The sequence below is a fragment of the Pseudomonas stagnisoli genome, assembly GCF_048595745.1.
GTDB classification, from domain to species: Bacteria; Pseudomonadota; Gammaproteobacteria; order Pseudomonadales; family Pseudomonadaceae; genus Aquipseudomonas; species Aquipseudomonas alcaligenes_A.
In genome coordinates this window covers 3466604-3479200 of record NZ_CP184361.1, presented here as the reverse complement: position 1 = coordinate 3479200, position 12597 = coordinate 3466604, and the positions used below count along the sequence as shown (strand labels likewise).

Here is a 12597-nt window from a genome sequence, read left to right as displayed (position 1 = left end):
ATCCCAGGGTTGCCGTCGGTCATTTGGCGTCAAACCGCCAGCATTTGGCCGATTTGCCGCCTTTCCGGGCATTCCGACACTGCTTGTGCGCTGCGCTTCACTTATAGTGCGGGACAATGGTCCGCCGCGGAAAGGGGTGGATCGGGCGAGACGAGCAATCAAGGACCAAGATCATGCTGGACTGGAAGAAAGGTACGGACGAGTTGCGTGGCAACGTCAGCGACTCGGTGGACAACGCGCGTAGCTACTTCGGCGGCCTGTGGCTGAGCCGCACCCTGGGCACCCTGCTCGGGCTCTACCTGCTGGCCGCCATGCTGGTGGGCTGGTACTGGAGCCAGGAACCCGAGCTGTTCCCCGTACAGCAGCACGCTCAGGCGGCTGCCGAGCAGGCGCAGCGCAAGCTGGTCAGCGGCTACACCACGGTGGAAACCCTCAAGCAGGTGTCCGGCACCCTGCTGAACAAGCCGGGTGGCTACCTCTCCAACGACATCGCGCCACCCGGTCTGTGGCTGGATAACATGCCGGCCTGGGAGTACGGCGTGCTGGTGCAGGTGCGTGATCTGTCGCGGGCCCTGCGCAAGGACTTTGCCCGCTCGCAGTCGCAGTCCACCGAAGACTCGCGGCTGATCAAGGCCGAGCAGCGCTTCAACTTCGACAACAAGAGCTGGGCCCTGCCTGCCTCCGAGGATGAGTACGCCGCCGGCCTCAAGTCGCTGGACAGCTACCTGGCCGCGCTGGCCGATCCGAGTCAGCCCTCGGCGCAGTTCTATGCCCGTGCCGACAACCTCAACAGCTGGCTGGGCGATGTCGCGACCCGCCTGGGCTCGCTCTCGCAGCGGCTGTCGGCGAGTGTCGGTCGCGTCCGCTTGAATACCGATCTTCCGGAGGGCAAGGTCGCTGTGGATGGCGAGAACCTGGCGGGCCGTGAAGAAGAGGTGAAGACCCCCTGGCTGCAGATCGACAACGTGTTCTATGAGGCCCGTGGTCAGGCCTGGGCGCTGTCGCACCTGCTGCGTGCCATCGAGGTGGACTTCGCCGACGTGCTGGCGAAGAAGAACGCCACCGTCAGCGTGCGGCAGATCATCCGCGAGCTGGAGGCGGCCCAGGAGCCACTGTGGAGCCCGATGGTGCTCAATGGCAGCGGCTACGGCGTGCTGGCCAACCACTCGCTGGTGATGGCCAACTACATCTCCCGCGCCAACGCCGCGATCATCGACCTGCGTACCCTGCTGAGCCAGGGCTGATGGATATCTCCGCACGCGAGGCGGCGCACCGGGCCGCCTCCGACCTGGAGCGGGTCGCCTGGGTCGACGAGCAGGATCGCCTGCTCGGCGGCCTGCAGCGGGCCGAGCTGCGCGAACGCGGATTGATTGGCCGTGGCACCTTCATCCTGCTGTTCAACACGCGCGGCGAGCTGTGCGTACACCGGCGCACCCTGAGCAAGGCGATCTACCCCGGCTACTGGGACGTGGCCGCCGGCGGCATGGTCGGCGAGGGCGAGAGCTATGCCGAGTCCGCCGCCCGCGAGCTGCACGAGGAGCTGGGCATCGCCGGTGTACCGCTGCGCGAGCACGGCCGCTTTCATTTCGCCGAGCCGGGCAACCGTCTGTGGGGCGCAGTGTTCTCCGCCATCTCCGACGCCCCGTTGCTGTTGCAGCCGGAGGAGGTGCTGGAGGCGCGCTTCATCGCCCCGCAGCAGGCGCTGGCCGAAGCGCAGGCCAAACCCTACTGCCCGGACTCGCTGCAGGCACTGCGCCTGTACCTGGCGAGCTGATCGGCAACCCGCGCCCGGCGCGGCTTTGTGCAGTATTTCCGGGCATGGCGTGCGTGATGCCGCACAAGGTCGCCAATCCGTCGATCAATGGCGCAATTTCGCACTTAGCATCGCGGTCTTTTGCCCTTACACTGCGCCACCTTCAACGCCAGGCGCCATGCCTGGTTGCGCTGCCCCTGCCTGAGTGGGGCCTCGCGGTCGGCCTCCCCGCCGGCCAGTCGCTATCCTGACCCCTACGAGGAAAAGCCGGTGGTCAAGAAAGCTGCGTCGTTCTCCGCCCTCGGCGGTCTCGTCTATTCCACCGATGCCGGTCGGCACTGCCCCGACTGTGGCCAGCCCGTGGCCGCCTGCATCTGCAAGCAGAGCCGGATCCCCGAAGGCGACGGCATCGCCCGTGTGCGCCGCGAGACCAAGGGCCGTGGCGGCAAGACCGTCACCACCGTCACCGGCGTGCCGCTGGCTGAGCCCGAGCTGAAGGAGCTGGCCAGCGCGCTGAAGAAACGCTGCGGTTGCGGCGGCGGGCTCAAGGACGGCGTGATCGAAATCCAGGGCGACATGGTCGAGCTGCTCCTCGAAGAGCTGACTAAGCGTGGTTTCAAGGCCAAGAAGTCCGGCGGCTGAACCGCCACTTCCTAAACTTCTCTGCGGCAGGGGCGGTCCACACTCCTGCAACCTTCATCTGATGCATTACCCGTGCTGCCCGGCGGCAGCCCTTTCTCGCCTACAGGAGACCTCGATGGCCGCAAGACGCACCCGCAAAGACGATGGCAGCCAATGGACAGTCGCGGACAGCCGCAGCGTATATGGCATTCGCCACTGGGGCGCCGGCTTCTTCTCGATCAATGATGCCGGTCGGGTGGAAGTGCGCCCGAACGGCCCGGACAGCGCGCCCATCGATCTCTATGCGCAGCTCGACGACCTGCGCGGCAGCGGCCTGTCGCTGCCGCTGCTGGTGCGCTTCCCGGAGATCCTGCAGTACCGCGTGCGCCAGCTGACTAGCGCCTTCGACGCGGCCATCGAGCGCCTCGAATACGGCAGCCGCTACACCGCCCTGTACCCGATCAAGGTCAACCAGCAGGAGGCGGTGGTGGAGAACATCATCGCCACCCAGGACGTCTCCATCGGCCTGGAAGCCGGTTCCAAGCCCGAGCTGATGGCCGTGCTGGCACTGGCACCCAAGGGCGGCACCATCGTCTGCAACGGCTACAAGGACCGCGAGTTCATCCGCCTGGCCTTGATGGGGCAGAAGCTCGGTCACAACGTGTTCATCGTGATCGAGAAGGAGTCCGAGGTGCAGTTCGTCATCGAGGAGGCGGCCAAGCTCAAGGTCACCCCGCAGGTGGGCCTGCGCGTACGGCTGTCCTCGCTGGCGTCCTCCAAGTGGGCCGACACCGGTGGCGAGAAGTCCAAGTTCGGCCTGTCCGCCGCGCAGATCCTCGCTGTGGTCGAGCGCTTCAAGGCCGCCAAGCTGGACCAGGGCATCCGCCTGCTGCACTTCCACATGGGTTCGCAGATCGCCAACATCGCCGACTACCGCAAGGGCTTTCGCGAAGCCATCCGCTACTACGGCGAGCTGCGCGGCCTGGGCCTGCCGGTCGACCATATCGATGTCGGTGGCGGCCTCGGCGTGGACTACGACGGCACCCACTCGCGCAATGCCAGCTCGATCAACTACGACATGGAGGACTACGCCTCCACCGTGGTCGACATGCTCAAGGAATTCTGCGACCGCCAGGACATCCCGCATCCGCACATCTTCTCCGAGAGCGGCCGGGCGATGACTGCGCACCACGCCGTGCTGGTGGTGCAGGTGACCGACGTCGAGCGGCACAACGACGACATGCCGCAGATCGACCCGAACGTCGAGCAGCCGGAAGTGCTGCAGAACCTCATCGACCTGCTCGCCGACAGCGACCCGGAGATGGTCGCCGAGAGCTACTGGCGCGCCACCCACTACATCGAGGAAGTGGCCGCGCAGTACTCCGCCGGCAAGCTCAACCTGACCGAGAAGGCGCTGGCCGAGCAGTGCTACTTCGCCATCTGCCGGCGCCTGCACAACCAGCTCAAGGCGCGTCAGCGCTCGCACCGCGCGGTGCTCGACGAACTCAACGACAAGCTGGCGGACAAGTACATCTGCAACTTCTCGGTGTTCCAGAGCCTGCCGGACACCTGGGCCATCGGCCAGATCCTGCCGATCCTGCCGTTGAACCGCCTGGACGAGGAGCCGCTGCGTCGCGCCGTGCTGCAGGACCTGACCTGCGACTCCGATGGCAAGATCCGCCAGTACGTCGACGAGCAGTCGATCGAGACCAGTCTGCCGGTGCACGAGGTGCGCGAGGGCGAGGACTACGTGCTCGGCGTGTTCCTGGTCGGCGCCTATCAGGAGATCCTCGGCGACATGCACAACCTGTTCGGTGACACCGACTCGGTGAACATCTACCAGCGCCCGGACGGCAGCGTGGTGCACACCGGCATCGAGACCCACGACACCATCGAGGACATGCTGCGCTACGTGCACCTGTCGCCCGAGGAGCTGATGACCTACTACCGCGACAAGGTGGCCGGCGCCAAGCTCTCGGCCGCTGAGCGCGCCCAGTACCTGGATGCGCTGCGCCTGGGCCTGACCCGCTCGTCCTACCTGGCGACCTGAGACGCTGGGAGAGGTGCTTGCAGGCAGTGCGCGGCCGCTCCTCCATCTGGTCCAAGCAACAAAAAAGCCCGGCAATCGCCGGGCTTTTTCATGGGAGCTACCTGCTACTCAGCTGGAGTAACCCACCCCGCGTGCCATCAGGCTGGCCAGGAACGGCAGGCAGACCAGCAGGAGCAGCTCGAGGCGGATCACCCAGATGGTGCGCCTGGCCGTGGCCGGGCTGATGTCCGGCGCCTGGCCGGCCAGCAGCGCGTTGCGCCAGTTGAAGAAGGTCAGGGTCGGCACGATCGACAGCAGGCCGATCAGCAGGAACAGGCCGACCTTGGCGTGGAACAGCCCGTTGTGCAGGTAGTAGTCCAGGCCCTTGCCATACCAGACCACCCGCACCGCGCCGGTCACCAGCACCAACCCGGCGGTGATGCCGTAGGCGATGTCGATGCGCAGCAGGCGCTTTGCCGTGGCATGGTCGAGGTCGGCACGGAACAGGATGTGCTCGCAGGTGAGCAGGGCGAACAGCACGAAGATGGACAGGTAATGCAGGCTGGCGGCAATGGCGTCGGCCATGGTGGCTCCCGGGCTCAGAGGTTGTCGGTGGCGTGCAGGGTGCGGTTGCGGCCCTGGCTCTTGGCCTGGTAGAGCGCCGCGTCGGCGCGCTCCAGCAGGTCCGCCTGGCTTTCGCCGGGCAGGATCAGGGCGGTGCCCAGGCTGGTGGTCATGGGGTGCAGCTGGTTGCCGATGTTCATCGGCTCGTCGCAGATGGCATGGCGGATGCGCTCGGCGACCTGGCGCAGCTCCGCGGCATCGTGCACGGCCGGCAGGGCGACGAACTCCTCGCCACCCAGACGTATCAGCAGGTCATCCGGGCGCAGTGCCGTACCCATGCGCCGGGCGCTTTGCCAGAGGACCTGGTCGCCGCCACCATGGCCAAACTGGTCATTGACCTGCTTGAAGTGATCGAGGTCGATGTAGATGGCGCCCAGGCGCAGGCCGACATCCTGCGCGCGGGCCATCTCGCGCTCGAAGAACTGGTTGAGGGCGGCGCGGTTCCACAGCTGGGTCAGCGGGTCGATCAGCGCCTTGCGCTGCTCGCGATCCACCGCCTGGCGCAGCGTTTGGGCCTGCTGGCCCATGCTGCGCATGTGCAGATAACCTTCCACCAGGATGCCAAGGTCGTGCAGGCGCGAGTGTTCGCTCGGGCTGAAGGCGCGGGCTTCGGGGTGGATCAGGCACAGCGTGCCGATTGGCTGGTGGTCGCGGCTGTAGATCGGCTGGCCGGCGTAGAAGCGCACATAGGGTGGCCCGGTGACCACCGGGTTGTCGGCAAAGCGCGGATCGCTCAGGGCGTTTTCCACCACCAGCGGCTGGCGGGCCGCCACGGCGTGGCCGCAGAACGAGGTATCGCGGGGCGCCGAATCGCCGTCTAGGCCGATGCGGGCCTTGAACCACTGACGATCACGGTCGACCAGGCTGATCAGTACGCTTTCCACTTCGAACAGCTCGCGGGTCAGGTGCACCAGGGTATCCAGGTACAGCTCTGCCGGCGTGTCGAGCAGTTCCATGTCGTCCAGGGCGCGCTGGCGCAGGGCTTCATCGGCGGGAATGGGGGCAGGCTGCATATCCGTCTCCACTCAGTGGCTCGTCGCGAGCCAGGCATCTTGGCGTTGCAGGCGCCAGCCGAGGATGGCCAGGCTGAGGCCGCGCATCAGCATAAAGCATAGGAGAGCCAGCCACAGGCCGTGATTGTCCAGATCCTGCAGCAGTGCACCGAAAACCAGCCCCAGGGCGACGCTGACCAGCATGGCGTCGCGCATCTCCCGGGCTCGCGTGGCGCCGATGAACAGGCCGTCGAGCAGGTAGCTCCACACCGCGATCAGTGGCAGCAGCGCCAGGTAGGGCAGGTAGGGGTAGGCGGCGTTGCGCACCTCGGCGATGTCGCTCTGCAGTTCGATGAACAGCCGCCCGCCGAGCAGGAACAGCAGGGCGAACAGCAGGCTGCCGAGCAGCGACCAGCCCCCCGCGACCAGCAGGGCGCGGCGCAGCGCCAGGCGGTCGCGGGCGCCGATGGCGTGGCCGCACAGGGCCTCCACCGCATGGGCCAGGCCGTCCAGGGCGAAAGCGGCGACCAGCAGGCCATTGAGCAGCAGGGCATTGGCCGCCACCGTGGCATCGCCCAGGCGGGTGCCCTGCACGGTGATCAGGAAGAACACCAGGTGCAGGGCCAGGGTGCGGATCAGGATGTCGCGGTTGACTGCCAGCAGCGCGCGCCAGCTGTGCCACTGGCGCAGCTCCGCGCGGTCGACCTGCCCGGGGTGACGGCCGAGGGTGCGCCAGGCGAGTAACAGGCCGAGCAGGGCGCCGCTCCATTCGGCGAGCACCGAGGCGCGGGCCGAGCCGAGCACGCCCCAGTCGAGGCCGAGAACGAACCACAGGTTGAGGGCGATGTTCAGCAGGTTGGTGGTCAGCATCACCGCCAATGCGCCACGGGCATTCTGCGTGCCGAGCAGCCAGCCGATCAGTGCGGCCACCGCCAGGGTCGCCGGCAGGCCGAACAGACGCGCCTGGAAGAACTCGCGGGTCAGCGCCTCGAGTTGCGCCGAGGGCTGCATCAGCTGCAGGGCCACACCGCTCAGTGGAATCGCCAGCAGACCGACCAGCAGGGCGATCAGCGCTGCCAGCACCAGGCTCTGCAACAGCACCTGGCGCAGCGCGCCGCCATCGCCACGGCCCACGGCCTGGGCGGCGAAGCCGGTGGCACTCATGCGCAGAATGCCAAATACACCGACCAGCATGGCGTACAGGCTGCCGCCGACCACCACGGCACCGAGCTGCTGGGTGTGCGGCAGATGGCCGATGACGGCGGTATCCACCAGCGTCACCAGGGGTACCGAGAGGTTGGACAGGATCATCGGTGCGGCCAGGGCCCAGACCTTGCGATGGGTCGGGGTGTGGCGCCAGGCATCGAGCAATATGGACATGGGTACTCCGGAACAGGGCCGCAGTATAGCGCCGCCGGCACTGCTGCCTGGCTGGGGGCTGTGCTCTGTCAGCTACCCGTCGAAGCGGCAGTGAACTGCGTGCTCGTTCCTCGAAGAGCGCAGGGGCCTCGACTATAGTGCCGAGTCTCTGCCGTCACGCTTCCGAGAGTTCGCCATGTCGTACAAAGGATTGTTTCTGGCCGCCGTGTTCGCTTTGCTGAGCGCCTGCGATTCCTCCACTCCCGGCATGCCCGTGGCCCCTTCCGGCAAGCCGGCCGCGCAACAGGATGCGCCCCGCCCGGCGCTGGACAAGGCCGAGCTGGCCAAGCGCTATGCCGACCGTGAACTGACCGTGGCGGATGCCTCGGAAGTCCAGCTGGACGGCGCCAGCACCCTGTCGGTGAGTTTCAGCGTGCCGCTGGACCCGGAGCAGGATTTCGCCGCCAGGTTGCACCTGGTGGACAAGAAGACCGGCAAGGTCGATGGCGCCTGGGAACTTTCCGACAACCTGATGGAGCTGCGTCTGCGCCATCTGGAGCCGCGGCGCAGTCTGGTGCTGTCCATCGACCCTGGCCTGCGCGCGATCAACGGCAGCGAGCTGGCCGCCGAGTACAACACCAGCCTCGACACCCGCGACCTGCAGCCCAGCGTCGGCTTCGCCAGCCGCGGCTCGCTGTTGCCGACCCGTCTGGCCGAGGGCCTACCGGTGATAGCGCTGAACGTCGACAAGGTCAACGTCGAGTTCTTCCGCATCAAGCAGGAGTCGTTGCCCAATTTTCTCGCCCAGTGGGGCCGTAGCTCCAACCTGGACACCTGGCAGTCGCGCGAGCTGCTGCCGATGGCCGAACTGGTCTACAGCGGCCGCTTCGAACTCAACCCGGCGCGCAATACCCGCGAGACCCTGCTGCTGCCGATCGCCGGCCTGGCGCCGTTCAAGCAGCCCGGCGTGTACCTGGCGGTGATGCGCCAGGCCGGTACCTACAACTATTCGCAGCCGGCGACCCTGTTCACCTTGAGCGACATCGGCCTGTCCGTGCACCGCTACCACGGCCGCCTGGACGCCTTCGCCCAGGCCCTGGAAGGCGGCCAGGCGCTGGAGGGCGTGGAGGTCGAACTGCTCGGCGGCAACGGCCAGGTGCTGGCCAGCGCCACGACCGACGATGCCGGCCACGCCGAACTGCCACTGCCGGACAAGGCCGCCGTGGTGCTGGCCCGCCAGGGCGAGCAGACCAGCCTGCTCAATCTCGGCAGCCCGGCCCTGGACCTGGCCGAGTTCGACATCGCCGGCCCGGTGGCCAACCCGCTGCAGTTCTTCGTGTTCGGCCCGCGCGACTTGTATCGCCCGGGCGAGCGGGTGCTGCTCAACGCCCTGCTGCGCGATGCCGACGGCCGTGCGGTGAAGCCGCAACCGGTCAACGTCGAAGTGCGCCGGCCGGACGAGCAGGTCAGCCGCAAGTTCGTCTGGCAGTCCGGTGACAACGGTCTGTACCAGTACCAGCTGCAACTGGCCGGCGAGGCCCCGACCGGGCGCTGGCAACTGCTGTTCGACTTCGGCGGCGGCCGCCAGCAGGTCCATGAATTCCTGGTCGAGGATTTTCTCCCCGAGCGCTTGGCCCTGGAGCTGAAAGGCAGCGACAGTCCGATCAGGCCGAGCGACGCCGCGCGCTTCCAGATCGAAGGCCGCTACCTCTACGGCGCGCCGGCTTCCGGCAATCGCCTCACCGGCCAGGTTTACGTGCGCCCGCTGCGCGAGGCGGTCAAGGCGCTGCCCGGCTATCAGTTCGGCTCGGTCACCGAGGAGGAGTTGAGCCAGGACCTGGAACTGGAAGAAACCACCCTGGACGCCCAGGGCAAGGCCACGGTCGGCGTGGAAAACCGCTGGGCCGAGGCCAAGTCGCCACTGCAGCTGATCCTCCAGGCCAGCCTGCAGGAGTCCGGCGGTCGCCCAATTACCCGCCGCCTGGTGCAGCCGGTGTGGCCGGCCGAGCGCCTGCCGGGCCTGCGCGGCCTGTTTGACGGCGACAATGTGGATGGCGACGGCCTGGCCGAATTCGAAGTGCTGCTGGCCGACCCGGCCGGTAACAAGCTGGCCAGCGACAACCTGCAGGTGCGCCTGATCCGCGAGCGCCGCGACTACTACTGGAGCTTCTCGGAGAGCGAGGGCTGGAACTACCACTACAACGAGAAGTTCCTCAACCTCGGCGAGGAGGGCATCAAGGTCGCCGCCGGCGGCACCGCCAAGGTCAGCTTCCCGGTGGAGTGGGGCCCGTACCGGGTAGAGGTCACCGACCCCGAGACCGGCCTCACCAGCAGCCTGCGCTTCTGGGCCGGCTATTCCTGGCAGGACAACACCGAAGGCGGCGCGGTGCGCCCGGACCAGGTCAAGCTGGCTCTGGACAAGCCGGCCTATCGCGCCGGTGACACGGCCCAGGTCACCGTCACGCCGCCGTCCGGTGGCAGCGGCTACCTGATGGTCGAGTCCAGCGACGGTCCGCTGTGGTGGCAGGAGATCGAGGTGCCTGCCGAGGGCAGGAGCTTCGATATCCCGCTGGCCAAGGAGTGGGCTAGGCATGACCTGTATGTCAGTGCCCTGGTCATCCGACCCGGCGAGCGCAAGGCGGGTGCCACGCCCAAGCGCTCCGTGGGCCTGCTGCACCTGCCGTTCGACCGCGCACCGCGCAAGCTGCAGGTCAGTCTTGAGGCGCCGGAGAAGATGCGCCCGCAGCAGCCGCTGAAGGTCAGGGTGCAGGCGAAGAATGCCGACGGCAGCCCGGCGCAGAAGGTCAATGTACTGGTGGCGGCGGTGGACGTCGGCATCCTCAATATCACCGAATACCAGACGCCTGACCCGTTCGCCGAGCTGTTCGGCCGCAAGGCCTACGGTGTCGACCAGCTCGATGTCTACGGCCAACTGATCGAGGCCGGCCAGGGTCGCCTGGCCAAGCTGGCCTTCGGTGGCGACGCGGCGCTGGCTAAGGGCGGCAAGCGCCCGGATACCAGCGTCACCATAGTCGCGCTGCAGAGCGTGCCGATCGAGCTGAACGCCCAGGGCGAAGGCGACGTCAGCCTGGACATCCCCGATTTCAACGGCGAACTGCGCCTGATGGCCCAGGCCTGGACCGACGAGCGCTATGGCATGGGCGAGGGCAAGACGGTGGTCGCCGCGCCGCTGGTGGCCGAGCTTTCGGCGCCGCGCTTCCTCGCCGGTGGCGATGAGACCAGCGTGGCCCTGGACCTGACCAACCTGTCCGGCGCCGCGCAGAAACTCGAGGTGCAGGTCGAGGCCGAGGGCCAGCTCAGCCTGGCGGACCCCGCCGGCCACCGCGCACCACTGGCCCTCGACCAGGCCCAGCGCCACACCCTGCGCATTCCGGTGCGGGCCATGGGCGGCTACGGCGCTGGCGTGTTGCGGGTCAAGGTCAACGGCCTGAGCCTGCCGGGCGAGAACCTGCCGGCGTTCAGCCGCGAGTGGCGCATCGGCGTGCGCTCGGCCTGGCCGGCGCAGCAGAAACACTTGCGTGGCGTGCTGCAGGGCGACAGCTGGCAGCTGCCAGCCGGCACTCTGGCCGCCTTCGAGCCGGCCGGGCGCGAGGTGCTGCTCAGCGTCTCCAGCCGTCCGCCGCTGAACCTGGCCGAGCAGATCCAGGCGCTCAAGGCCTATCCCTACGGCTGCCTGGAGCAGACCACCAGCGGCCTCTACCCGTCGCTCTATGCCGACGCGGCGACGCTGAAGAAGCTTGGCCTGGAAGGCGAGCCGGAAGAGCAACGGCGCAACTCCATCGAGATCGGCATCGAGCGCCTGCTCGGCATGCAGCGCTACAACGGTAGCTTCGGCCTGTGGGGCTCGGACAGCGACGAGGAGTTCTGGCTGACCGCCTACGTCACCGACTTCCTCCTGCGCGCCCGCGAGCAGGGCTTCGCCGTGCCGCCGGAGGCGCTAGAGAAGGCCAGCGAACGCCTGTTGCGCTTCTTGCAGGATCGCCAGCTGATCGACGCTGGCTACAGCGACAACCTCGACCACACCCGCTTCGCCGTGCAGGCCTACGCCGGCCTGGTGCTGGCGCGCAGTCAGCAGGCGCCGCTGGGCAGCCTGCGTGCGCTGTACGACCGCCGAGGCGACGCCAAGTCAGGTCTGCCGCTGGTGCAGCTGGCCGTGGCCCTGCAGAAAATGGGTGACAAGCCGCGCGCCGACGAGGCCCTGGCCCTCGGCCTGGGGCTCGGCCGCCAGCGCCAGGAGTGGCTGGCCGACTACGGCAGCCCGCTGCGCGACCAGGCGCTGATCTACGCCCTGCTGGAGGAGAACGACCTGGCCGCCAGCAGCCGCGACCAGCTGCTGTTCAGCCTGGCCGAGGAGCGCGCCGTGCAGGACTACCTGTCGACCCAGGAGCGCAACGCCCTGTTCCTCGCCGGCCGGGGCCTGATCAAGACTCCGGAGAAGAGCTGGAGCGCTACCCTGAACAGCGCTGACCAGGTGCGCGAGCTGAATGATGTGCAGCCGGCGCTGAAGCTGGAGGGGGCCAGCCTGAGCGAGCCACTGAGCCTGAGCAGCAGCTTCGAGGGCAAGCTCTATCAGCAGCTGACCCTCTCCGGTTACCCGACCGCCGCCCCGGCGGCGCGCGGCAATAACCTCAGCATCGAGCGCGGTTTCTACGGCCTGGACGGTCGCCCGCTGGATCTTGGCAACCTGGCCAGCGGCCAGCTGCTACTGGTGCACCTGGCGGTGCGCGCCGAGGAGCGGGTGCCCGACGCCCTAGTGGTGGACCTGCTGCCGGCCGGCCTGGAGCTGGAGAACCAGAACCTGGCGCAGAGCGCCGCCAGCCTGGACGACGCCAGCAGCGCGGTGAAGGAGTGGCAGAAGTCGATGCAGAACGCCGCGATCAAGCACCAGGAGTTCCGTGACGACCGCTTTGTCGCGGCCCTGGACGTGAACGGCTACGACACCACCCACCTGCTGTACCTGGCCCGCGCCGTCACCCCCGGCACCTACCGGGTGCCGCCGCCGCAGGTGGAGTCGATGTATCGCCCGGCGTGGAACGCCATCGGGACGACGCCGGAGCGGTTGGTGGTGAAGGGGCGCTGAGTTACGCCCTCTCCCTAACCCTCTCCCGTAAACGGGAGAGGGGACTGGCCGTGCGGGGAAGTAAGGGCCGAGTCACCCCTCGCCCATTTATGGGAGAGGGGCGGGGGAGAGGGTATCA

At 67.7% G+C, this 12597-nt stretch carries 8 protein-coding genes; 5 read left to right on the top strand and 3 right to left on the bottom strand.

Annotation, left to right across the window (positions count from 1 at the left end):
• Positions 1 to 173 precede the first annotated feature (173 nt).
• The 4 genes from ACOAPY_RS16790 to speA all read left to right on the top strand — a co-directional run bounded on the left by ACOAPY_RS16790 (position 174) and on the right by speA (position 4424).
• The gene (locus ACOAPY_RS16790; RefSeq protein WP_083690839.1) at positions 174 to 1244 is read left to right on the top strand and encodes a DUF2333 family protein; all 1071 of its coding nucleotides are present in this window, start codon (positions 174 to 176) and stop codon (positions 1242 to 1244) included.
• On the top strand, positions 1244 to 1774 hold the full coding sequence (locus ACOAPY_RS16785) for an NUDIX hydrolase (protein WP_465154080.1): 531 nt from the start codon (positions 1244 to 1246) through the stop codon (positions 1772 to 1774). The genes ACOAPY_RS16790 and ACOAPY_RS16785 overlap by 1 nt, the downstream gene beginning before the upstream one ends.
• Positions 1775 to 2023: 249 nt before the next feature.
• Complete coding sequence (locus tag ACOAPY_RS16780; protein ID WP_237045411.1) at positions 2024 to 2395, top strand: translation initiation factor Sui1; 372 nt, start codon at positions 2024 to 2026, stop codon at positions 2393 to 2395.
• Between the two features lie 115 nt (positions 2396 to 2510).
• Positions 2511 to 4424 (top strand): arginine decarboxylase, encoded by a 1914-nt coding sequence (speA, locus tag ACOAPY_RS16775; protein WP_465154079.1) that lies wholly within the window; start codon positions 2511 to 2513, stop codon positions 4422 to 4424.
• A 108-nt stretch (positions 4425 to 4532) separates the two neighbouring features.
• Here the strand turns inward: speA and ACOAPY_RS16770 are convergent, their stop codons facing one another.
• From ACOAPY_RS16770 to ACOAPY_RS16760, 3 genes are read right to left on the bottom strand one after another with little or no spacing between them, the layout of a single operon-like run.
• Complete coding sequence (locus ACOAPY_RS16770; RefSeq protein ID WP_142135482.1) at positions 4533 to 4988, bottom strand: DUF2214 family protein; 456 nt, start codon at positions 4986 to 4988, stop codon at positions 4533 to 4535.
• Positions 4989 to 5002: 14 nt separating this feature from the next.
• Positions 5003 to 6040, bottom strand: coding sequence for a GGDEF domain-containing protein (locus ACOAPY_RS16765; protein ID WP_465154078.1), 1038 nt, complete (start codon positions 6038 to 6040; stop codon positions 5003 to 5005).
• A 12-nt stretch (positions 6041 to 6052) separates the two neighbouring features.
• A complete protein-coding gene (locus tag ACOAPY_RS16760; RefSeq protein ID WP_465154077.1) occupies positions 6053 to 7399 on the bottom strand; it encodes an MATE family efflux transporter in 1347 nt (448 codons plus the stop codon).
• 175 nt (positions 7400 to 7574) lie between these two features.
• Between ACOAPY_RS16760 and ACOAPY_RS16755 the strand changes: the two genes are divergently transcribed.
• Positions 7575 to 12479 carry an alpha-2-macroglobulin family protein gene (locus tag ACOAPY_RS16755; RefSeq protein WP_465154076.1) on the top strand — a complete coding sequence of 1635 codons (4905 nt, stop codon included), beginning with the start codon at positions 7575 to 7577 and terminating at the stop codon, positions 12477 to 12479.
• Positions 12480 to 12597 lie beyond the last annotated feature (118 nt).